Source organism: Flavobacterium silvaticum (genome assembly GCF_012911565.1).
Lineage (GTDB): Bacteria > Bacteroidota > Bacteroidia > Flavobacteriales > Flavobacteriaceae > Flavobacterium > Flavobacterium silvaticum.
This window is the reverse complement of sequence record NZ_JAAMPU010000098.1, coordinates 61,889-85,061: the sequence shown is the minus strand read 5'-3', so window position 1 is coordinate 85,061 and position 23,173 is coordinate 61,889. Positions and strand designations below refer to the sequence as shown.

At 43.7% G+C, this 23,173-nt stretch carries 21 protein-coding genes; 12 read left to right on the top strand and 9 right to left on the bottom strand.

Translation table 11 applies throughout. The features are described from left to right. The first annotated feature begins 59 nt into the window (after positions 1 to 59). Positions 60 to 2,756 (top strand): T9SS type B sorting domain-containing protein, encoded by a 2,697-nt coding sequence (locus G6047_RS03405; RefSeq protein ID WP_169526072.1) that lies wholly within the window; start codon positions 60 to 62, stop codon positions 2,754 to 2,756. A 33-nt stretch (positions 2,757 to 2,789) separates the two neighbouring features. On the opposite strand, the gene G6047_RS03400 is transcribed toward G6047_RS03405, so the two are convergent. Beyond that, positions 2,790 to 3,815: a LacI family DNA-binding transcriptional regulator gene (locus G6047_RS03400; protein ID WP_169526071.1), complete on the bottom strand. Its 1,026-nt coding sequence runs from the start codon at positions 3,813 to 3,815 to the stop codon at positions 2,790 to 2,792. Between the two features lie 214 nt (positions 3,816 to 4,029). Between G6047_RS03400 and G6047_RS03395 the strand changes: the two genes are divergently transcribed. From G6047_RS03395 to G6047_RS03355, 9 genes are all read left to right on the top strand, one after another. Beyond that, the gene (locus G6047_RS03395; RefSeq protein ID WP_169526070.1) at positions 4,030 to 4,761 is read left to right on the top strand and encodes a ferritin-like domain-containing protein; all 732 of its coding nucleotides are present in this window, start codon (positions 4,030 to 4,032) and stop codon (positions 4,759 to 4,761) included. Positions 4,762 to 4,779: 18 nt separating this feature from the next. Continuing rightward, positions 4,780 to 5,556, top strand: coding sequence for a ferritin-like domain-containing protein (locus tag G6047_RS03390; protein WP_169526069.1), 777 nt, complete (start codon positions 4,780 to 4,782; stop codon positions 5,554 to 5,556). A gap of 104 nt (positions 5,557 to 5,660) precedes the next feature. Further along, a complete protein-coding gene (locus G6047_RS03385; RefSeq protein WP_169526068.1) occupies positions 5,661 to 6,161 on the top strand; it encodes a GNAT family N-acetyltransferase in 501 nt (166 codons plus the stop codon). Positions 6,162 to 6,444: 283 nt separating this feature from the next. Beyond that, a complete protein-coding gene (rplM, locus tag G6047_RS03380; RefSeq protein ID WP_169526067.1) occupies positions 6,445 to 6,900 on the top strand; it encodes a 50S ribosomal protein L13 in 456 nt (151 codons plus the stop codon). After that, complete coding sequence (gene rpsI, locus G6047_RS03375; RefSeq protein WP_169526066.1) at positions 6,900 to 7,286, top strand: 30S ribosomal protein S9; 387 nt, start codon at positions 6,900 to 6,902, stop codon at positions 7,284 to 7,286. Before rplM ends, rpsI begins: the two co-directional genes overlap by 1 nt. Positions 7,287 to 7,439: 153 nt before the next feature. Next, the gene (rpsB, locus tag G6047_RS03370; RefSeq protein ID WP_169526065.1) at positions 7,440 to 8,264 is read left to right on the top strand and encodes a 30S ribosomal protein S2; all 825 of its coding nucleotides are present in this window, start codon (positions 7,440 to 7,442) and stop codon (positions 8,262 to 8,264) included. 122 nt (positions 8,265 to 8,386) lie between these two features. Then, positions 8,387 to 9,211 (top strand): translation elongation factor Ts, encoded by an 825-nt coding sequence (gene tsf / locus G6047_RS03365; protein ID WP_169526064.1) that lies wholly within the window; start codon positions 8,387 to 8,389, stop codon positions 9,209 to 9,211. Positions 9,212 to 9,654: 443 nt separating this feature from the next. Continuing rightward, the gene (locus G6047_RS03360; protein ID WP_169526063.1) at positions 9,655 to 13,314 is read left to right on the top strand and encodes a TraB/GumN family protein; all 3,660 of its coding nucleotides are present in this window, start codon (positions 9,655 to 9,657) and stop codon (positions 13,312 to 13,314) included. 4 nt (positions 13,315 to 13,318) lie between these two features. Then, the gene (locus G6047_RS03355) at positions 13,319 to 13,990 is read left to right on the top strand and encodes a queuosine precursor transporter (RefSeq protein WP_169526062.1); all 672 of its coding nucleotides are present in this window, start codon (positions 13,319 to 13,321) and stop codon (positions 13,988 to 13,990) included. Here G6047_RS03355 and G6047_RS03350 read toward each other — a convergent pair. The 5 genes from G6047_RS03350 to G6047_RS03330 form a co-directional block, all read right to left on the bottom strand. Next, positions 13,985 to 14,419 carry a cupin domain-containing protein gene (locus G6047_RS03350; protein WP_169526061.1) on the bottom strand — a complete coding sequence of 145 codons (435 nt, stop codon included), beginning with the start codon at positions 14,417 to 14,419 and terminating at the stop codon, positions 13,985 to 13,987. The two genes, G6047_RS03355 and G6047_RS03350, sit on opposite strands and share 6 nt — an antisense overlap. A 62-nt stretch (positions 14,420 to 14,481) precedes the next feature. After that, positions 14,482 to 15,576 carry an alanine dehydrogenase gene (gene ald, locus G6047_RS03345; RefSeq protein WP_169526060.1) on the bottom strand — a complete coding sequence of 365 codons (1,095 nt, stop codon included), beginning with the start codon at positions 15,574 to 15,576 and terminating at the stop codon, positions 14,482 to 14,484. 79 nt (positions 15,577 to 15,655) lie between these two features. Then, positions 15,656 to 16,291: a leucyl/phenylalanyl-tRNA--protein transferase gene (aat, locus tag G6047_RS03340; RefSeq protein ID WP_169526059.1), complete on the bottom strand. Its 636-nt coding sequence runs from the start codon at positions 16,289 to 16,291 to the stop codon at positions 15,656 to 15,658. A 46-nt stretch (positions 16,292 to 16,337) separates the two neighbouring features. Continuing rightward, positions 16,338 to 16,742 carry a DUF3127 domain-containing protein gene (locus tag G6047_RS03335; protein WP_169526058.1) on the bottom strand — a complete coding sequence of 135 codons (405 nt, stop codon included), beginning with the start codon at positions 16,740 to 16,742 and terminating at the stop codon, positions 16,338 to 16,340. Between the two features lie 7 nt (positions 16,743 to 16,749). Then, on the bottom strand, positions 16,750 to 17,640 hold the full coding sequence (locus G6047_RS03330) for a flavin reductase family protein (protein WP_169526057.1): 891 nt from the start codon (positions 17,638 to 17,640) through the stop codon (positions 16,750 to 16,752). Positions 17,641 to 17,790: 150 nt separating this feature from the next. On the opposite strand from G6047_RS03330, the gene G6047_RS03325 reads away from it, so the two are divergent. After that, a complete protein-coding gene (locus G6047_RS03325) occupies positions 17,791 to 18,939 on the top strand; it encodes a sensor histidine kinase (RefSeq protein WP_169526056.1) in 1,149 nt (382 codons plus the stop codon). 51 nt (positions 18,940 to 18,990) lie between these two features. Here the strand turns inward: G6047_RS03325 and G6047_RS03320 are convergent, their stop codons facing one another. The 3 genes from G6047_RS03320 to greA form a co-directional block, all read right to left on the bottom strand. Then, the gene (locus tag G6047_RS03320; protein ID WP_169526055.1) at positions 18,991 to 21,369 is read right to left on the bottom strand and encodes a T9SS-dependent choice-of-anchor J family protein; all 2,379 of its coding nucleotides are present in this window, start codon (positions 21,367 to 21,369) and stop codon (positions 18,991 to 18,993) included. Positions 21,370 to 21,599: 230 nt separating this feature from the next. Continuing rightward, positions 21,600 to 21,995, bottom strand: a complete 396-nt coding sequence (locus G6047_RS03315) for an HIT family protein (RefSeq protein ID WP_169526054.1) — start codon at positions 21,993 to 21,995, stop codon at positions 21,600 to 21,602. A 53-nt stretch (positions 21,996 to 22,048) separates the two neighbouring features. Beyond that, positions 22,049 to 22,525, bottom strand: a complete 477-nt coding sequence (gene greA, locus G6047_RS03310; RefSeq protein ID WP_169526053.1) for a transcription elongation factor GreA — start codon at positions 22,523 to 22,525, stop codon at positions 22,049 to 22,051. A gap of 217 nt (positions 22,526 to 22,742) precedes the next feature. On the opposite strand from greA, the gene G6047_RS03305 reads away from it, so the two are divergent. Next, positions 22,743 to 23,159: a Rieske (2Fe-2S) protein gene (locus G6047_RS03305; RefSeq protein ID WP_169526052.1), complete on the top strand. Its 417-nt coding sequence runs from the start codon at positions 22,743 to 22,745 to the stop codon at positions 23,157 to 23,159. Positions 23,160 to 23,173: the final 14 nt, after the last annotated feature.

Genomic DNA, 23,173 nt, shown 5'->3' with positions numbered 1-23,173 from the left:
TAATTTCGTATCTTGCGAAACTGGGGTGATTCCGGTCACGTCTGTTTCAAAAACAAAAAATGCCTGAATTTTACCTACATGCGATTTCGCGTAAATTCAAATGGAACCTGCTTATTCTACTCCTGATAAGCAGCTTGGTATCATTTTCCCAAAACGAAACGAATCATTGGTATTTTGGTGAAAACGCCGGACTGGATTTCAGTAATGGTGAATTTGCGCTCGATTTCAACGGGGCTATGAATACCCCGGCCGGGTGTTCATCTATTTCTGATAAAGACGGCATCCTTATGTTGTATACCAACGGTGCAACCGTATGGAACCGAAACCATGAAATCATGGAAAATGGTTCCGATCTTTTTACGGATATTGATTCCGTACAAACGTGCGCTATAGTCCCGAACCCCATCAATGAAAACCTGTATTATATTTTTCACAGCCGGCAAACTGCATCGGTCGATCCGTTTGTACAAAAAGGCCTGTATTACAGCATTGTTGATTTCTCTACGAATCCGCTGGGACAAGTAACGTTGAAAAACGTACGGCTTCGTGACAATATGACTGCACATATTGCGACCACTTTTGACTATGCAACCAATACGTTCAAGGTATTCACCATAGGCGCCGCGGGCGGATCATCTTCTGTAAACAATACAGTGTTTATCTGGACTGTTGGCCAAGACGGAATACCGGAAGAACCCAATCCGCAGATGATCACGCTTGATTATGATTTCTCTTCCACAGGGCAAATGAAGATTTCACCTAATCATAGTATGTTGGCCATAGCCAGCGGATCAGAATCTAAAGTATATGTTTTTGACCTGAACCTATCAGCGCCATCAATCACATTTAAAAAATATTTCGTTACAATTGTAGGACTGGCGCGGCTAATTCCTTACGGTGTGGAATTCTCCCAGGATTCATACTGGCTTTATAGCTCTACCAGTGGCTCTTTGTTTCGTTTCGAGCCCAACCCGCCTCCTTATCCTTACGAACCAGAAGTAGAAATGGTAGGAGCCGGGAACGGTTCGCTTCAGTTGGCCCGAAATGGTAAAATCTATTGTGCAAACCTGGGTGCTGACCCGCGCCTGAAACGAATTTCAGTGGTTAACTCACCCGAAAAGCCTATAGATTCCGTTGACTTCCGTTGGATCGATATTTCAGAATCCAATTCTACACTCGGTCTTCCGAACATTCCTGCCGCACTGCTGAGAAGCCGTATCATTGCCAATGAAAAATGCTTTGGCGAATCTATTGCTTTCTCTGTAGATTCGTTTCGGCCGGTAAACACTATCCTTTGGGATTTCGGCGACGGGTCAACCTCAACGGAACTTACTCCCGAACATCTATTCGCAACTCCGGGGCTTCATAAAGTTACAGCAACCATTCCAGGTCGGAATGATTATCCGGTGACACTCTATAAAGATGTATTTTCGTATCACTTCCCTTCTATTCCAGCCAACACTTATTTACGCCAATGCGATGCGGACAACAACGGTTCGGAACTGTTTAACCTGAATAACCTGAACGGCAAACTACCTCAGTACGAAGGCATCAGGTATGAATATACTTTTTCGTTTTATCACACGCCTGAAGATTTGATGGCTGATACAAATCCAATACAAAATCCGGATCATTACGTCAACACTATAAATCCGGAGAAGATTTTCGTGAAGATGGTCAACCAGTTTGGATGTACCACACTCACAGATTTCATGATCCAGGCCGAATACCATCCGTTACCGCCACTGGATCCTTATGTCGTGTGTGAGGGCACGGACGGGATAGAGGATAATTACATCGGCCGGTTCTGGCTGGGAATGTATGAAGAGTCGATCCGTGACCAACTCAACATTTCAGATGTAGAAAATTTGCAATTCTACCCTAGCCAGCAGGACGCTCTGGGAAAAACCAATGAAATAATCGTCGATGACGATATGTTTAAAGTGGATTTTCCTTCTACAACACTGTGGCTCCGGATTGATGATGAGAGTAACGATTGTACCGGAATCGGACCATATGAACTTATCGTTAATCCACCTGTGGTCACGACGGTTCCCGGACAAGTGATTCTTTGCGGCAACGAATCGATAATACTGTCCGGAAATCCTGAGAATACGGCCTGGGAATGGAAAAAAATCACCGGAACCGCCGCCATCATAGGAACTGAACGCGAAATTACCATTACAGAACCCGGAGGTTATCAGATCACAGAATTTCACACCGCAAACGGCAAGACCTGTAAAGTGGTAAAAAACTTTGCCATCCTTGCGGGTGGAGCGATTACTTTTGATGTAGTAGAAGCCGGAAGTAATTCTATTTATGTTTCGGTAACCGGAAATAGCGATTACGAATTTTCCATAGATAACCTCAATTTCTATGGATCCGGAACGGAATACACCTTTTCAAACGTTCAACCCGGAATTTATACCGTCTATGTGAGGGATAAGGCAGATTGCGAAGTCCCCATAAATACTCAAGTGGTATTAATATCTTTCGACCCGTATTTCACACCTAACGGTGACGGCTATAATGATTTATGGAAAGTACGCAATGTGGACGGTTACTTCTCTAAAATCAAAATCGACATCTTCAACAGATTCGGAGCGTTGTTGTATTCCATGGAAAACAATGAAGGCTGGAACGGCATTCTCAACGGCAAAGAATTGCCGTCATCTGATTATTGGTTCAAAGCAGAACTGACAGATCTGCAAAATATAACCGCAACTACAAAAGGGCATTTTTCACTTGTCCGATAAAAGAAAACGGGCTCAAAAATGGCCCGTTTTCTTTTAAAGTTTTCTTGTCGATTCCCGCTGACGTAATTCAGTTTTAATGATTGTGGTCTTGAACGGTTCTTCTTCCTCATTCTTATCTTCAAGCCTGTCGATGAGTAAATGTGCTGCTGCCTCGCCAATTTCGGGCCCGTGCTGGCTTACCGTCGAAAGGCTCGGCGTAAGCCTTCTGGACCATACACCATCGGCGAAGCCTATAAGTTGTAGTTCCTCAGGAATTTTATAGCCTTGCTTTATGGCCGCTTTCATGGCTGTGACCGATGCGTGTTCGTCAAGTGCAAAGACACCATCGATACGATTGTTGGCCATAAGTTTCTGGAAACGCTCGTCAAAATCGTCTACATTATCTGTCAGGATAACCAGATTATTGTCTTGGCTGATTCCATTGCTCTGTAATGCTGCGTAATAACCTTTTGCGCGTAACTTCCCTACACTCAGGTTGTCGATAGAAGACAATAATGCAATTTTCTTACATCCGGTAGAAAGCAAATGTTTTGTGGCATTTACAGCCGATTCGTAATCATCAACCACAACCTTATCACAATCGACATCTTCTGCAATACGGTCAAACATGACTACAGGCGTTCCTTCGTTTATGATTTGGCGGAAATGTTCCGTTTGGTTCTTTTCCTGCGATTCTTCGGACATCGATAATATAAAACCATCAATTGTCCCGTTGCTCAGGATGTCCATGGCGTGGATTTCCTTTTTAAGCGATTCGTTCGAGATACAGGTTATCAGGTTATATCCTTTTTCATCCGCCACTTTTTCAATGCCAGTAAACACTTTAGCAAAGAACGGATTGAGGATATTCGGGATGATTACACCTATGGTCTTCGTCTTTCTGTTCTTAAGGTTCAGACCGATGACGTTAGGCTTATAATTCTTCAGCTTGGCATATTCCTGAACCTTGGCTTTTGTCTGTTCGCTGATTTCCGGGCTATCATTGAGCGCCTTTGATACGGTTGATACAGATACATGCAAGTCTTTTGCTATTTGTTTTAACGTGGCCTTTGATTTCATATGCAGATTGGTTAGGTGCGAACATTGAAACTATGACAGGGAATTGTACAATGCACTGCAAAAATATACAGTGACCTTTATCAAACATTAAAAAAAATGCAAAAAATATCCTTTTTCTCAATTTTTTTTAAAACCAAGATTACAAAGCTGTCGTATACAAATATATCGCAATCGGGCGAAACAACTCAATCACTAATTCTAAATAATAAATTTTATGCAACAACAAGTTAAAAAAGAGGGTGTTTCACAAGCGTTTACCGGACGCAGAAACTTCCTCAAGCTAAGCGGCCTCACGCTGGCCGGAACCGGACTACTGCTTGCAGGCTGTAGTGACGACGACGATACTACACCTACTGCAGATAACCTTCCCGGTGTCCGCAATGGTAAATTCGATTTAGGCGGTGGCGACTTTGGCGTTCTTACCTATGCCTACGCCCTTGAACAACTAGAAGCCGATTTCTATACAAGAGTTGTAGGTTCAGCCGGTTTCGCTTCGTTTTCTGAAGAAGCCAGAGACATTCTATCGGACATCCACAAACACGAGGTGATCCATCGCGAATTTTTCAAGTCTACATTGAACAGTCTTTTGCCAAGTGCAAATGTTCTTCCTGCCTTGGAATTCGCTTATGCCGGTGTGAATTTCGACAGTGAGTCATCTGTATTGGCTACTGCCGCAGTTCTTGAAGACACAGGCGTTGCCGCATACAATGGAGGCGGACAGTATATTGCCGATTCGGCTTATCTGGTGATTGCCGGCCAAATCGTGTCGGTTGAAGCGCGACATGCCTCTGCAATACGCGACCTGATCAACCCAGGTTCTACAGATTTTGCAAACACCGCAGATGCCAACGGACTCGATCCGGCTAAAAATCCTTCTGAAATTATTTCCGCAGTCAGCAGCCTTGGACTGATCACGACTCCATTCACCGCAACGTTTTTACCGTAACACCTAAACAGCAACATCATGAATCTTATAAAATTCCTAGAGTCGTTCACCGACGATAAACTATACACATCCGGAACATCAAGAAGAGATAGTTTCTCTCAATTCGGGACTATCGGCAAAGGCCTTGCGCTTGCTTCAGTTCCATTCGGACTATCGGCACTTGCCAATAAATCTTTTGCCGCCGATATACAACCTACACCGGCCACAGCTGCCGGAGCACTTCAACTTGCTTTGACACTCGAATATTTAGAAAGTGCCTTTTATGCCAATGGAGTTGATTCCGGTATTATCCCGGCAGAAGATCAGGCAGCCATAAACCTTATCGCAAACCACGAAGCAGACCATGTTTCTTTCTTGAGCAGTGCCATGACAGCTGCAGGAGTAGCGCTTCCACCAGTACCTACATTTGACTGGTCGGGCGGTTTGGGATTGACACCATTTGAAGACTACGAGCAATTCCTTGCCGTAGCCCAAGGCTTTGAAGACACCGGCGTGCGTGCCTATAAAGGTCAAGCCGGCTTCCTGATGGGAACACCCTATTTGACCCCAGCGCTCCAGATTCATTCCGTAGAAGCACGTCATGCCTCATTGATTCGCCGCTTAAGAGGGCAGAAAGGATGGATCACCGGAAGCGACAGAGGCGGTTTGCCGGCAGAATTCCAAATCATTTATGATGGAGAACAAAGCACAACCCTCGGTGCCGGACAATTTGATGCCGCTGCACAATCGGAAGCTTATGATGAAGTCATCAGCACACAAACCGCAGTAGATATTGCCAACGTCTTTATCGCATAAGGATTATTGATTTTATACATTGTGAAAACCATCTGTGGAAACAGGTGGTTTTTTTGTTTGTGCCGATGGCTGAAAGTTATCTTTGTGTCCTAATTTTTTGAAAGATGCAAATTCGGCAAGCGGCAAAATCTGATATTGATTCGATTATGATGGTATTAGATGAGGCCAGGAATATCATGAGGCAAAACGGAAACCTGATGCAATGGAATAACGGCTATCCGTCACGGGAAGTCATTCTTGAAGATATAGAACTGAAGCAGGCTTTTGTGTGTATAGCCGATTCTGAAATAGCCGGATACTCTTGCTTTATATATGGCGACGATCCGGATCCTTATTATAAAGTAATTGAAAACGGAAGTTGGCTCAACAATAAACCGTATGGTGTAATCCACAGATTGGCCACAAACGGAAATGTAAAAGGCATTGCCCAAAGTGCTTTTGATTTTGCATTTTCTGTAACAGATAACATACGTGTGGATACGCATCACGAGAATATCCCGATGCAAAACTTCCTCAAAAAATCCGGATTCTCTTACTGTGGGATTATTTATGTAGCCGATGGAACGCCCAGAGACGCTTTTCAGAAAGATATTTCTAAAGAATAGCAGAGCCCGCACAAACATCAAAGTTTTAGCCCGACCGAAGCATTGTCGTAATCAAATGAACGATCGCATATCAAACCTGTTTCGTATAAATATATATTTTCACTTCATTATCAGCATTCTGTACCAAAAAATCTTTGTTAATAAGTCGGTTCACATTCGGCCGAATGCAATTATTAATCGTTCATTATTAATTATTAATTCACCCGTTTGGTTTTCTAACAATAAATCGTACTTTTGCAGCCCCTTATATTGGGGACGGAATGTTTAATTAAATAAATTTATTGTGAACACATTAAGTTACAAGACAATTTCAGCCAACAAAGCCACTGTCGTTAAGGAGTGGGTTGTTGTGGATGCTGATGGTCATAACTTGGGTCGTCTTGCATCGAAAGTCGCTATGATTCTTCGTGGTAAGTACAAGCCGAGTTATACACCGCACGTTGACTGTGGCGATAACGTGATTGTTATCAATGCAGAGAAAATCAACCTGACGGGTACCAAAATGGACGACAAGATCTACATGCGTCACACTGGTTACCCAGGAGGTCAGAGAACCCTTACTGCCAAAGTGCTTCAGCAGAAAAACCCTGCTGCTTTGGTTGAGAAAGCCGTTAAAGGAATGTTGCCTAAGAACAAACTGGGTGCAGAACTTTTCCGCAACCTGAATGTTACTGTAGGTTCTGAGCACAAACACGAAGCCCAGAAACCTAAAACCGTTAATCTAAACGATCTTAAGTAATGGCTACAATTCACAAAATTGGCAGAAGAAAAACTGCTGTAGCCCGTGTTTACCTGACTGAAGGTTCTGGTAAAATCACGGTTAACAAAAAAGAATTCGCTACCTACTTCCCTACTGCGACGCTTCAGTACAAAGTAATGCAGCCCCTTGCGATGACGCAAAATGCTGAGAACTTTGACGTGAAGATCAACGTTTACGGAGGCGGTTCAAATGGTCAGGCTGAAGCTGTTCGTATGGCAATTGCACGCGCTATGTGTGAAGTTGGTGACGAAAACCGCGGCATCCTGAAACCAGAAGGATTGCTTACACGTGACCCGCGTATGGTTGAGCGTAAGAAATTCGGTCAGAAGAAAGCACGTAAGAGATTCCAGTTCTCTAAACGTTAATCCTGATCATTCAAATTATTTTATAACTAAGTTAATGTTGTTAGCAGGTTGAGACCTGCGACTAGTTTAGCATCTAAATGGAGTAAGAGCCAAAGCTATAAGCCCAAAGCCCCAGAAACATTGCTAATTCAACAGAACGTAAACTATTACAAAATGGCAAACAAAGTAGAAGTTAAAGACTTACTGGAAGCCGGTGTCCACTTTGGGCACATGACCAGAAAATGGGATCCGAACATGGCTCCTTACATCTACATGGAGCGTAATGGAATCCACATTATCAACCTGTACAAAACTGCAGCTAAGATCGAAGAAGCTAACGAAGCCTTGAAAAAGATTGCTGCATCCGGACGCAAAGTATTATTCGTTGCGACCAAAAAACAAGCAAAAGACATCGTAGCCGAAAAAGCAAAAGCTGCCAACATGCCATACATCACAGAAAGATGGCCAGGCGGAATGCTGACTAACTTCGTAACTATCCGTAAAGCCGTCAAGAAAATGGCTTCTATCGATAAGATGAAGAAAGACGGTACATTCAACACGCTTTCCAAAAAGGAGAAGCTGCAAATCGATCGTCTTCGTGCGAAATTAGAGAAGAACCTAGGTTCCATCGCTGATATGTCTAGACTGCCGGCTGCACTTTTTGTTGTTGACATCAAAGCTGAACACATCGCAGTAAAAGAAGCTCAGAAATTAAACATTCCGGTTTTCGCAATGGTTGACACCAACTCAGATCCACGTGAAGTTGACTATGTTATCCCTGCAAATGACGATGCTTCTAAATCTATCGACAAAATTCTTTCTTTGGTTTCTGCCGCTGTTATTGAAGGATTGCAAAACAGAAATGCCGATGCACCTTTTGAAGACGCAGTAGAAGGAGAAGAAGCAGACACTACAGAAGCAGTAGCAGCTCCGGCTGAAGCGCCTGTTGCTGAAGTGGAGGCACCAGAAGTTGCCGCTGAAGAAAAAACAGAAGAATAAATCTTTTAAATTCCAAAGAACAAGTTCCAGGCTCCAAACATAACGCAACGTTTACATTGGAATTTGGAACTTGAACCTTGGAATTTTTACTTTCAATTTATAAACTTTACAACTAAAATTATATGTCAACTATCACTGCTGCAGACGTTAATAAACTACGTACCACTACAGGTGCCGGTATGATGGACTGCAAAAAAGCGCTTGTTGAAGCCGATGGAGATTTCGAAAAAGCAATCGAGATCTTGCGTAAAAAAGGACAAAAAGTTGCCGCTAACCGTTCAGACCGTGAGTCTACCGAAGGTGCTGCAATTGCTGTTGTCAATGCCGACAAAACAGAAGGTGTCGTAATCACTTTGAATTGCGAAACGGACTTTGTAGGTAAAAACGAAGGATTCGTAAAATTGGCTACAGATCTTGCAAACCTCGCCATCAACTTCGATTCTAAAGATGCTTTCCTTGCCGCTGACTTCAACGGAATCACTGTTTCTGAAAAACTAATCGAGCAAACCGGTGTTATCGGTGAGAAAATCGAGATTGGTTCTTTCGAGAAACTTTCAGGTGCTTTCGTAGGATCTTACATCCACGCTGGTAATAAAATCGCTACTTTGGTTTCTCTTTCCGCAAACGTTGCCGGAGCTGAAGAAGCTGCCCGCAACGTAGCCATGCAAGCTGCTGCCATGAACCCTATCGCTCTTGATGAGACCGGTGTTGATGCAGATACAGTTGCAAAAGAAATCGAAATCGCAAAAGACCAATTGCGTCAGGAAGGCAAGCCGGAAGCTATGTTGGAAAACATCGCTAAAGGAAAATTGCAACGTTTCTTTAAAGATAACACCTTGGTGAACCAGGATTACATAAAAGACGGAGCGGTAAACGTTGCGGCTTATGTAAAATCTGTCGATCCAAGCCTTACCGTAACCGGTTTCAAAAGAGCCGCTCTAGGTTAATATATTTAATTCAAATACCTGAAACCCGTTCTGCAAAGGACGGGTTTTTTGTTTTGTGGTATTTTTTTGGGCGCATCGGCGGCTGGAAACTTTCGTGTAGAACAAACTTCTATTAGCCGCCGTCGGGCTGACCGCTACTAGTTTTCCTAAAAAAAAGCAGCAGTTGCAATGCATTTGAGCCGGCTTCTGTTGTCGCCGCCCAAATACAGCAACTGCAAGCGTTTTCCGGAAAAAGCTATCCGCTTTCATTCCTTGCGCGGGCCGCGAACATTTAACAAATGATACAGAAAAAATGTACTACCAACCCATCAGAAACTTCGAACTTTAGACATAACAAGTTTTGAAAACTTGTTATGTCTAAAACACCAAAATTTCACGCTCAAAAAACCCATCAAAACCTCCACTCCAATTCCTTATATTTGAGTTTATCAACCTCCACGGCCTTGAAAAAAATTCTCTTGCTCCTCGTTACCGGGTTATCCTTTTTCACCTATGCCCAGCCAAAAAAATACCAAGGCCTGCTCTGGGAAATTTCCGGTAACGGCCTGACCAAAAAATCATACCTCTACGGATCCATGCACGTAAGCGAAAAAGTATCCTATCATTTATCCGATGCTTTTTTCCAACACCTGCTCGCCTCAGATTATGTAGCTACGGAAAGTGATCCGGCAACTTGGCTTGACCTGTACTCCGTATTTGCCCAAAACCGCAATTACGATTCGTTCTACAAAGGATTTTACCGTCATCCTGTCAAGCGCGACGAGTTGTTCCCCTTGTTCGAATCATCAGATTTCATGATGAACAACCTCATGTTCCGCACAACCGAAGCGAGAAAAGATTACCAGGAAGAAACCTATCTCGATCTTTTCATCTATCAGGCTGGAAAGAAATACAACAAACGTGTCGTCGGATTAGAGAACGCCAAAAAGTCTATCATTGACGTCTTAAAAGCAGAACCGACATCGTTCAATCCGGATCAGGAAAAACTTCAGGCCATCATGAAACTGCTCCGTGACAGAACATACAACCAGGCCATGAACGATTACTATCGGGACAAAAATCTCGATATGCTTGATTCTTTGTATTATCTGGCCACACCGCCAAAATATCTGAAGGCCTTGATCCACGACCGGAATATAACAATGGCCAAAAGTATCGATTCATTGGTTTCAAAAGGAAGCTTGTTCGCTGCAATCGGAGCTGCACATTTACCTGGTAAACAAGGAGTAATCGAATTATTGAGAGCAAAAGGCTATGAAGTAAAAGCCATCAACGATCCGTATTCAGAAACCGGCCGAAAACTGAAAACAAGTATCGAAAAGCAATTTATAAAACCGAATTATACGTTTTATACCACTACAGATTCCGTGATAAAAATGCCCATGCCATCAAAACCTGCTTTTTTTGGCAGTACAACGTTGGCACCTGATATTTCAAACGGAGCCATGATAAGCCTCAAAAGAGTCGCGTTGAGGCAATTTCTCCAAAAAACAGATGATGCATTTGATCCGAGACGCCTGGACAGCCTTTTCTTTGAACACATTCCCGGTGAAATAATTTCCAAAAATCTCTCACAATCTGGCGATATTCCTGTTTACGACATTGTCAGCCAAACCCGCAGCGGACAATCGGCACATTATAAAATCTTCCTGACTCCGCTTGAGATTATTTGCGCCACTATGAGTGGAAAAGCAGATTACATACGTCAATTCGAAAAAGATGTATTCCCCAAAATCCAAGTGAACACTTCAACCTCAGGATGGCAATCGATAAGGCCGTTTCAAGGAGATTTCAAGATTGAAGCTCCTTCTGTAAAACTAATTTATGGTGACAAACAAAATACCGAAGGCATCGAACTCAATGCCTATGACCCAACCGATAAAAGTTGGTATTTCGCCATAGAAAAAAACCTCAACGACAACGTGACGCTCGAAGATTCCAGATTTGAAATGGAACGTATTCCAATAGAATTCCTTCGCGAATTGGGCGGACAGGCAACCAGAGACAGCCAACAATCGGGTGATTGGTTTTATACGACCAAGGCCACCATCGGAACCAAAAAACTGACCTTGAAGACACTTATCAAAGGCCAGAAATACTATCTGCTTGGATCTGTCAATGCTTCTGAAGTTAATTCCAAAAGATTCCTCGATTCGTTTTCTGCTGCTCCTGAGGTCGATACTGAAGTTTATGAAACCCTGACCGATTCAGCCGGCCATTTTTTAGTTTCAATTCCGCAAAAAGGCAATGAACAACTGTTATGGCATTTGGCCCAAAAGGGAATCGACGTTGAAGAACCATCTGAAAATGCATTCGATCCAGCCCAGAAATATGTCGTACTTCGAGGACCGAGCGGCAAAACCATCGACGTCAATTACTGGGAATACCACCGATACGATTATGTTCCGAGTCGCGATACGCTTTGGGCAAACATCGAAAGGCTTATCGTAAGTGGCTATACAGATTCGCGTCATGACGATTATAAAGGAGAAGCTTATAATTCGACAAACCGCGATGATTTGATGGTTGAAGAATGGAACAAAAGAATGGCGCTTGATTCAAAAACATACCGGGAAAAACATCCGATAACGCTAAAAAAAACAAAAACCGAAGAAAATGGGCCGTTCACTACATGGGAAGCTATTTCGACCTGTGACAATTGCTCCCAGGTAACCAAACACAAAGTCGTTACGCAGGGAACTGAATTGTGGTGGCTCAAGACGATAGTCGATAAAAATTATTCAGGAGATGATTCCTTCACCGAAAAAGCATTTAGTTCATTCGAACCGGAATCAGACAAAGCGCCCAACCAAATGTTTACGCGTAAATTTCCTGTTTTCCTCAAAGATGTCGCAAGCGAGGTCGATAGTGTCCGCACGTCGGCATTCGCATCTGTAGACAATCTCGAAATTACAGAAACGGAGCTTCCCGCATTGGCCGAATTCCTGTCGCATTACAAACCATCGGCAGGCGAATCTGATGGAATTACGGAACTCATAGAAAAAGCCGGCGACCTTGATTCGGAACAAGTTTATGATGTTTTCAAATCACTTTACGCGGCAAAAGGAACCACGTCTCAAATGCAATTGGCCATTTTGGAATCACTCGCTTCTAAAAGAACTAAACAAGCTTATGAATTGATAGCGAAACTCATGGAATATGATTTACCGGTTTCAGACAGCGGTAACTCCATAAATTTCCTGTTTTCAAAATTCTCAGCCGATCCGGAACACAGCAAGGAATTGTATCCACTTGTGTTCGAGTTCTTCGGAATCCCGGAATATCAGGGGCCTGTCCTCGATTTTACGGCTTCGCTTTTCCGTGACAAAGAAGCACCCAAAGGCAAAATCAAAAAATATCGCAAATTATTGTTGAGCAACGCCCGATTGGAGTTCAAACGGGTTTCCGGCGCTAATCCGGATTATGAAAGCGAAGAAGATGAATCTGCTGCCAAGACGCAATCTACGGGACGTTTGCTCAGTTATTTGCAATTGCTGTATCCGTACCGCAACGACAGAAGCATTGCCGGATTCATCAACGCCTGTAAATCGCTCAATAATTCGGAAATCCGAATGGAAATCGCGTCATTGGGAATCCTGTATGACGAACCTGCCGATGAAAAACTGTATGCCACCTTGTTGTCTGACAATAAAACGAAATATTCGGCTTACCTGCTTTTGAAGGATTCAGGCAAGCTGCCGAAAGATTCCGATTGGAACGAGCAACAAATTGCAAAAGCCGCTTTACTCGAGTCAATACCAAATGAAAAAGCAACTGCCGATTTTATATCGCAACAGACATTGGCGAACGACGGCAAAAACACCCAGATTTTCTTTTTCATGCTCAACGATCCGGGAAACGATGACGGATATGACGCTGGACCCGAAAAATTCCTCGCGGCATTCAGTTTTGCCCCGTCAGAAGATGGTTTCGATCCAACAGTATATCGGTTGACATTGGTACCTTTTCCTGTCAATGCCACAGATGTTCCCGAACGCTGCAAAGCGATATCGGACGAATTCCTTAATCCGGAACACAGCAGGGCAAATTTTGAAAAAACATCTTCGGTTCCGGTCCAGGAAATAATTGAGGAAGAAGAATAGTATTATGTTCAAAACCAAAAAAGAAACACTCTACATAATCCTGGCGGGCATCTTTATCACGAATGCCGTCACAGCCGAACTCATTGGCGGTAAACTGATTTTCGTGGGGCCGTATTTGATGAGTATCGGGATTCTGCCGTGGCCCGTGGTTTTCCTGACTACCGATTTGATCAATGAGTATTTTGGCGAGAAAGGCGTCCGGAAATTATCTTTTATCACCGCAGGTTTGATTTGCTACTGCTTCCTGGTCTTGTTCTGCGCATTGAAGATTCCATCTGCGACTGCCGATGGTTTGAGGAATGTGACCGACGAACAATTCAGAGCCGTTTTTGGGCAAAGCCTCTGGATAATCATCGGTAGCATCACCGCATTTATTTTTTCCCAACTTGTAGATGTCACCCTTTTCCATTTTGTAAAAAGACGTACGGGTGACAAAATGATTTGGCTCAGAACGACCGGATCGACTGTGATTTCTCAGTTTTTTGATACCTTCATCGTTCTCGGGATTGCCTTTTATCTGCCCGGAAAAATGACGACGGATCAATTTATCTCGTCTGGATTGACGGGATATTTTGTAAAACTGAGCATTGCTGTTTTACTGACGCCGGTTATTTACCTGGCGCACTGGCTTATTGAAAAATACGTGCATTCAGAAGCAGAGCATGACAAATCATGATTTAGGAGGCACAGCGACCAAACCGTATTTTTTCATCACTTCTTTTACTTTTACAGGATCTGGCGGCCCACCGGCACTGAGCAGATTCCCCAATTCGATAAAGTAGTCAGGGCCTACAATTGCGGGAGTCAAAACTGATAATGCTTTGGATGGTTTATCGGTCAAATTATCAAACCCATGAACGATTCCTTTGGGGATAAAACAGGATTCTCCGGGACCTACATCGACGGTTTTTCCATCTATGATAAAAGTCATCGTCCCCTCTAGGACATAGGCGGCCTCATCAAAAGCTTCGTGGTAATGTGGTAGCGGGACCTTGGCTCCGGCCGGCACCAGGAATTCGAATAGGGACATAGTTCCGTTAGTATCTTTTGAATCGAGTAAAAACCGGATTTCCAGTTGGCCTACCTTAATTATTTCTTTGCTCATCAAGTTATAATTTACCCTGAAACTTACGGCAAATCAGCGACATAAGAAAATATATTATAGCATCAGGCGACCTCTTCCGGAAACAGGCTTCTCAATTCCTCGTAAACGATAGCTCCGTCTACTATATTGAGTCCTTTTCCCAAATCCTTATTCTTGCGGCAGGCTTCTTCCCAACCCATATTGGCAAGTTTCAAAACATAGGGCAAGGTAACATTCGTCAAAGCAAGAGTCGAGGTATATGGAACGGCACCAGGCATATTACTGACACAATAATGAACTACATCATCTATGATATAAGTTGGATTTTCGTGCGTGGTTGGACGCGTCGTTTCAAAACATCCACCCTGATCTACGGCGACATCTACCATTACGGTTCCCGGTTTCATTTCCTTGAGCATTTCACGCGTAATCAGTTTTGGCGCTTTTCCACCCGGAATCAACACACCACCAACAATAAGATCGTGGTTTTTGATATGCCTGCGGATGTTATATTCGCTTGAATATTCCGTAACTACATGAGGAGGCATCACATCGTTTACGTGGCGTAAGCGTTTCATGTTGATATCGAGAATCGTAACGTGAGCACCAAGCCCGGCCGCCATTTTAGCTGCCTGCAATCCGACGACCCCTGCGCCCAAAACCAACACTTTTCCCGGAGGAACGCCCGGAACTCCGCCAAGCAAAACACCTCTTCCTTTGATTGGCTTTTCGAGGTATTTTGCACCTTGCTGTATGGCCATTCTTCCCGCGACTTCACTCATTGGTGTCAACAACGGCAATGTTCCATCATCATCGGCGACTGTTTCATAGGCGATGCAGATGGCTCGGCTGTCAATCATAGCCCGTGTCAGCGTGATATCTGAAGCAAAATGGAAATAGGTAAACAGTACCTGACCTTTTCGGATCAGCGGGTATTCTGATGCTATCGGCTCCTTGACCTTTACGATCATTTCTGCCGATGCGTACACTTCTTCAATCGTAGGTTTGATTTCGGCACCGGCCTGGATGTAATCTTCATCTACAAATCCGCTCCCTTCTCCAGCCGATTGCTGTATAAGCACCGTATGGCCGTATTTTACCAATTCGTAAACACCTCCGGGAGTCAGGGCGACCCGGTTTTCATTGTTCTTTATTTCCTTCGGGACACCTATTATCATGGGGCTTGATTTATAAATTTTTACAAATATAAACTTAACACCCTTCTAAATTATAGGTTAATTTAAAAAAACAAACAAATTAACCCGATACGACCCTTAAAAAATCACCCCTTGATATTTCCCGACATCCAAGACTTTCCAAATGCGGATTATGGATCTGGCAATCCAAAAGCTTGTATTGTTCTGATTCGAGTTTGGCCGCCAAAGCGAAAAAGGCAATTTTAGACGCATTCGGAACAAGCGAAAACATACTTTCGCCGCAAAAGATATGTCCAAGGTCGATTCCATATAATCCTCCGACGAGCTTTTCATCTTGCCAAACCTCAACCGATTTTGCAAATCCCGAAGCGTGCAAAGAATTGTAAGCCGCTTCCATTTCATGTGTGATCCACGTTCCGTCCTGCCCTTTCCTGTCAGATTTCCTGCAATTTGAAATGACAGCCGGAAAATCCCGATTGAATGTCACCGTAAAGCCGCCGTTCCGAATAACCTTCTTCATGCTTTTACTGATTTTGACTTCATCAAAGAAAAGCACCATACGTTTTAAAGGCGACCACCACAGGATAGGTTCATCTTCATTAAACCACGGAAAGATTCCGCTGCGGTATGCGAGCATCAACCTTTCAAGTGATAAATCTCCGCCGACAGCCAAAAGACCATGCTTGTCGGTTTCGCGTGGATCTGGAAAATAAAGTTCTTTGGTCAGAAAATACATGGCGTAAAAAACCCGGCGAGTTGCCGGGCATAACATTTTTGCTTATTTAGAACGGCAAATCGTCCGGTTCCGTTTCGTTGAAATTCTGTGCCGGAACAAATGCCTGCGCCGGTTGCTGATATTGTTGCTGTTGCTGAGGAGGAGCCTGCCGATATTGAGGCGGCGCTTGTTGTGCCTGCCCAGCCTTTTCAATTCTCCAACCCTGGATACTGTTGAAATAACGGGTTTCTCCTTGTGGGCTTACCCATTCGCGTCCGCGCAGGTTGATGGAAACCTTTACTTCCTCACCTACGTTGTAGTTGTTGAGCAAATCACATTTATCCTGAGTGAACTCAATCATGATATGTTGCGGATACTGCTCGTCCGTGGTCACTACCAATTCGCGTTTGCGGAACGAAGCGCTCACCTGTTGTTCCGGACTGATTACTTTGACTCTTCCTGTAACTTCCATCTTTTCTTTACTGTTTATGAATTAATCTATCGGCTAATAACACTTTCCAGGCGGAAAGCAAATCGTTTTTTATAATGTATTCCTTGGCAAGCTGATGCTGCCTTATCTGGTCATCGGCACTCAAAACACCTTTGACCTCGAAATCTTCTTTTACAAATATAGCGACTTCTTCAGGTGTCGGCAAGGCTTCTACATTGCCTAACATTCCCAAATCGTTACCCGTAAATACAGGGCTTTTTTTGATGTCTTCCGGAATGGAATCTACACCAACGCCCAATGTAGTCAACGGTTTTGGCACTTCAAAAAGACCATCGATCGACCTGGAATACCAATTATTGCCCAATCTTGAAACAAGATCTATTTTATGTTGGTCGATATCGCCGTTCGCATCTAGGATTTCTTCACTGATATGCATTTTAAGCACTTCGCAGATCACAAGATTTCCGGCACCGCCTTCTGTTCCGAGAGCAACAATTTCGTTGACTTTGCATTCGAACTGAACCGGAGATTCGGCTACGCGGAACGGCTTCACCAAATCTGATTCAAGTTGCGTCAATCCTGATTTTACAAACTCATTTACGCCATCCGGATATTCGGTACTCGACAATGAAGCCTGCTGGACCATATCGAAATTCACGACATTGATAACTACCTCACGTGTTTGCTGTACGTTGATCAAGGTATGTTTTATCGAATTGTCCCGAACGCGGCGCGATGGCGAGAAAATCAATATCGGCGGATTGGTACTGAACAGATTGAAAAAACTGAATGGCGACAGGTTTGGACTTCCGTTTTCGTCTACCGTGCTCGCAAATGCAATGGGGCGCGGCCCCACAGATGCCTGCAGATAACCGTGTAATTTAGGAACCGAAAGGTCGCCAGGAATAATGCTTTTCATAAACTGTCCGTTGAGACAAATGTAACAATTTGGATTCCTGGCCGGATACATGAAAACTGTAAATTTTCCACTCTTTGTGAACATTTTGGAGTGTCGGAAGGCGCAATAGGAAGCTTTGATAAATTGTTATCTTTACCCAAATTCGACTGTATGCAGTTTACCGATAAGCGCACGCTTTGGCGCTGGTTCATCATTTTGCTTTCATTCCTCATCGTAATCCTGATCGTGGGCTATACTTACTCTTTTTTCCAGACGGTGAAACAAGAAGAACGGGCCAAAATGGAGCTTTGGGCGCAAAGCATGAGAGCAATCAACCTTGCCGGCGACCAGGACGATTTGACGTTGCAATTCCAAATCGTAAGCGAGAACAAGACAATTCCAATTATACAAACGCTCAACAATAAAATTGTCAACATCTCGAATTTACCTCCAGAGGTTGAAAAGGATTCGACGGCAATGAAAAACCTGCTCGAAGACCTCAAGAAAGACAACGAACCTATAAAGCTGGAATACCTCAACGGCCAGAATTACATGATTTTCTACGGAAATTCATCGTTGCTGACCAAACTCATTTATTATCCGGCAGCATTGGTGTTGATTATTTTTCTCTTCGGATTGATGGTCTACAATTTTTACCGAAGCACAAAAATATCAACCCAGAACAAACTCTGGGCGGGAATGGCCAAGGAAACGGCACATCAGATTGGGACGCCGCTTTCATCCCTGATTGGCTGGATTGAAATCATGAAAGCAGACAATGTAGATGAAACAACGGTGACCGAAATTGAGAAAGATGTAGTCCGTTTGCAGACTATCGCCGACAGATTCTCTAAAATAGGCTCGGAACCGGCTTTGGAGACGCTTGACATTGTTGAAGAAACACAGAAGTCATATGATTATCTGCAATCTCGGTTTTCGAATATCGCATTTACGTTTTCGGCTCCAAATAAGGCGATCGAAGTTTCGGTCAACCCGATTCTTCACAGCTGGACGATAGAAAATCTGGTCAAGAATGCTATCGACGCCATGAAAGGCCGCGGAAAACTCGATATCAAAATGGAGGAAGATGCCCGATTCGTTAAGATTACCGTTCGCGACTCCGGAAAAGGGATTCCGAAAAGCCAGTTCACTAAAATCTTCGAGCCTGGCTTTACAACTAAAAAACGCGGTTGGGGCTTGGGATTGTCGCTGACGAAAAGAATTGTTGAGGAATATCACAAAGGACGCATCAAGGTACTTTCATCCGAAGTCGGAAAAGGAACCGTGATGCAGGTGAGTTTCCCCAAAGTAATCCAATAAAAAAGACGGCCCGTTAAAGCCGCCTTTTCGTTTAAAAAGCAAGAAAATTGTTTATTGTTTGATGACTTTTACTGTCTTCTGTGCATTTGTACCGTTAACCTTTACAAAATAAGTTCCTGCCGTAAGTGCCGACATATCAAGTGTCGCCTGGGTTGCATTGATTTTTTGGTTCAAAACCTGCTGACCGAGCATATTTACAACTACAACATCTGTAATGGTTTCATTGAAAGAAAGGTTCAGGTTGTTTTTGACCGGATTCGGATAGAAAGCCAATTGCTGGTTTTGGAAATCTTCGGCAGATAAAGGAACCGACTTCAATTCAAAATCATCGAAGCTCAAATACCAAGGATCACCAGTAGCTTCATTGACCTTTATACCAAAGTAGTAAACTCCCGAAGTCTGAGGAACGAAACTTCTCGTCGCCTGAGTATAAACATCCGGAGCCGTTGTTCCAACAGACAGGAATGGAGAGCCAACCTGAGTCGCCCCGTTTGATGTTTGAGCGGAATTCACGACCACACTGGCATCCCATGAATCATAATCGCCATAACTGTTGAACCAGAAACTGAAATCGTAATTGGATCCGGCAGTCAATTCAAAACCAGGCGTCCAGATGTATTCGTTATCTGCAGTCCAGGAATTGGTAAGGAAGTTATTTCCGGAATGCGCATCTTCGTCATTGTCTGAATTATCGTTGTTCGAACTTGCCCAATCGCCGTTTTCCTTAAACCAGCAGCCAGGGAAATATTCATCCCCCACGTCTGTGAGATCTTCGAAACCTTCTGACCAAGGCAAAGCTGATTCGGTAATGGCATCACAAGCGGTTGTAAAGGAAACCACGTTGGTCCAAGGGCTGCTGTCGGTAGCGGAACAAACCGAACGCACCCAAACATAATAAGTTGTGTTTGCCGATAACTCATAGACAGTCGCAGTCAGTTCGCCAGCGGCAGTGGTTCCTGAATATTGAGCTGAGTCTGGTGACGTTGCAGAGGTTGACCACACATACTCATATCCGTTAGCAGGAGCAGATGCGGATGCCTGCCAGTTGAATGTTGCCTGATGCGCTTCGACATCTGAAACAGTCAAAGAAGCTACTTCGGCACAAGTTGGCGTGAATTCCACTTTGAAATCATCCACACCCAACGCATACGATGAAAATCCTGCAGTAGTGATTCCACGGATGATGATAAACACTTGCGAAGCTCCGTTGAATGAAGCCGGAATATCTATTTTGTAGTTATAAAAACCAGTCGCCGCAACAGCAGGCGTACTTGTGATTTTTGAGAATTGCTCATACAACTGCGTCGCCCCGGTCAAAGAAGGCGTCGTGTTGGCATAGATTACGTACTTGTCGGCTACGTCGGCAAATTCATGGCGGTGCAAATATAGATTGACCCGTGTCGGCTGGGTTACGTTAGCATAATCCATTGCAGGAGAAAACAACAAGGCCTCTGAATTCTGGTAGTTTTTGTAGATGATTTTATCGCCGGAAGCGGTTGTGGTTATATCACCGAACAAAGGCGTGGTAACTTCCCAGTTATTATCGCCACTTACGAGAGTTGACGACCAACAAACCGGAAGCTCCCCTTCATCTGTAGTTTCAGCTCCTTCTGTTACAGTTGGCAGAGGTGTGGCTACACAAGGCGTGGTAAAAACAATCGGATCGCTCCAATCTCCAACCGATCCCGAACAACTTGAACGCACCCAGACTTTGTATGTAGTTGCGGGATCAAGATTTTCTAATGTAAACGGATTCGTAGGCGCATCATTGATATCGCTTTCATCAGGAGCGGAATCAGACTCGGAACCCACATAATATTGCCATGCCGTAGCTGAAGAAGTCCACGTCAACTGGGCGTTTTCCGGCGTAACGGTTCCCACCGCAACATTCGTTGATGCAGGACAAGACGGGAACGCATCGTTCACTGCATCGTCAACATATAAAATGTATTCATTGGTTCCGGTAGCACGAATGGCGATATATACGCTCTGGCCTACATAATTGGAAAGGTCGAATTGCTTTTTAGTCCACACTTCACTTGCCTCCTGAGAAGGTTGCAATACGACCGTAAAAGCGGCCGCCGTTGTGTTTGTGGTAGACAAACGGACTTCATACGGCTCCAGATAATATTCCGAAGCAGATTTGATCCAGAATGAAAAACGGTTTGACGTTGCCGTAACCGCAATGTGAGGCGTAATCAGATAATCGTTATGTGCTACTGTGCTGTCATACTCGATGGCTGCGGCATTGTTTCCGCTGTGTGCGCCGCCTTCGACTTCATCGGAAACAGTCCATCCGTTGGGACTTCCCTGGTTTATGATGGACCAACCTGCAGGCATTGAGGCAGATGCATCAAAATTCTGCGTAAACTGTGCATTGGCCCCAAAGGATGCCATTGCGAGTAACGCGCTTAAAATAGTTTTTTTCATGAAAATTGAGTTTTTAATCCCTACAAGTTAGCCGCAGCGAATTAAACAATTCGTTAACTATTTGATAAAGTAAAGAGATGGAATAGCGTCAAAAAACCTTAACTATCTGATAAAGCCTGCAGATTTCACAAAATCCAGCGTTAAATAATTACGGGAGTAAAGCAATTTTTAGAAACAAAAAAGGCTATCGTTACCGATAGCCTTTTTTTTATACTAATTCATCAGGAATTTTACGATTTTAACAACTCAGACCGAATTGTCCTGACTGTTTCTTCGAATTCTTCAGGTGATAATTTGACTTTGTCCTGAAAACGTATTTCGTCCATATGGTTCAGCGGAATCAAATGAACGTGCGCATGCGGAACTTCCAAACCAATGACCGCCATGCCTACTCTTTTGCACGGAATTGCTTTTTCCAGTGCGTTGGCGACACGATGGGCGAACTTCATCAGGCCCAGATATTCATGTTCGTCCATATCGAAAATCTTGTCCACCTCTTTCTTTGGAATGCAAAGCGTATGGCCTTTTGCGTTCGGATTGATATCGAGAAACGCCAAGTAATGCTGATCCTCGGTAATTTTATAGGCTGGGATTTCCCCGTCGATTATTTTGGTGAATATGGACATTTGGCTATCGGTTGTCTGGAATAAAAAATAAGAATAACAATAAATAATAACCTTTAGTCACGTGATATCTCAAGAACCTCGAAGTTCAATTTTCCGTTCGGAACCGTGATTTCCGCCAGATCACCAACAGATTTCCCAAGCAAACCTTTCCCGATTGGAGACGTTACAGAAATTTTTCCGGCTTTCAAATCGGCTTCACTTTCGGCCACCAAGGTATAGGTCATTTCCATTTTATTGGCCTGATTGCGTATTTTAACTTTTGATAATACCAGTGCCTTTGAGGTGTCAAGTTGCGATTCATCTATCAAGCGGGCATTTGCGTGTAATTCCTCAAGCTTGGCAATTCGCATTTCCAAAAGTCCTTGGGCTTCTTTTGCCGCATCGTATTCGGCATTTTCAGATAAATCACCTTTATCACGCGCTTCAGCAATATCTGCTGACGCTTTAGGACGCATTACGCTTTTAAGGTGATCCAATTCTTCACGGAGTTTTTTTAGGCCGTCTTCTGTATAGTATGATACTGCACTCATGTTTTTAGTTTTATTTTTCGTTCTTCATTTGGGCGGCAATAACGCAGCCCTGCATCCGTTATAAACAGAAAAAAATCCCACTCGCAGGGGATTTCAAGTCGCAAATATAAAGTTTTTTAAACCTATTATTTTGTCTGGCTTATAATAATATGACAATCATAAGCCTTCCAAATTTAAAAAAATTAAATTTGCCACCATCAAATTTCTGACATTTTTAATGAGAACAGCAATCACACTTCTTCTTTTCAGCCTTTTGGTTTCATGCGACGATTCAGGGCCTGCACGAAACAATCCGTACATTCCGAGTGTGGCTTTTTCTATTGAGATAGACACCAATCTGCCGCTCTACAACCAATTGCAATTCGCCGGAAACGGAAAATACATCCCGAATGCAGGCGTACGTGGAATTGTAGTATTTTACACCGGAAGCGGCTACAACGCCTTCGAGGCGACTTGTCCGAACCAGGCCATTTCAAGCTGTTCAACACTTGAGTATGACGGCGGTTCTTCTGTAACCTGCCCTTGTGACGAAGCCATTTACAGCCTTTACACCGCCGATTCTCCGGGAAAAGAATATCCGTTGTACCAATATCGTGTGGAAGTCATCGGAACCGTACTTCGGGTGTATAATTGATATGCTAAAAGCCG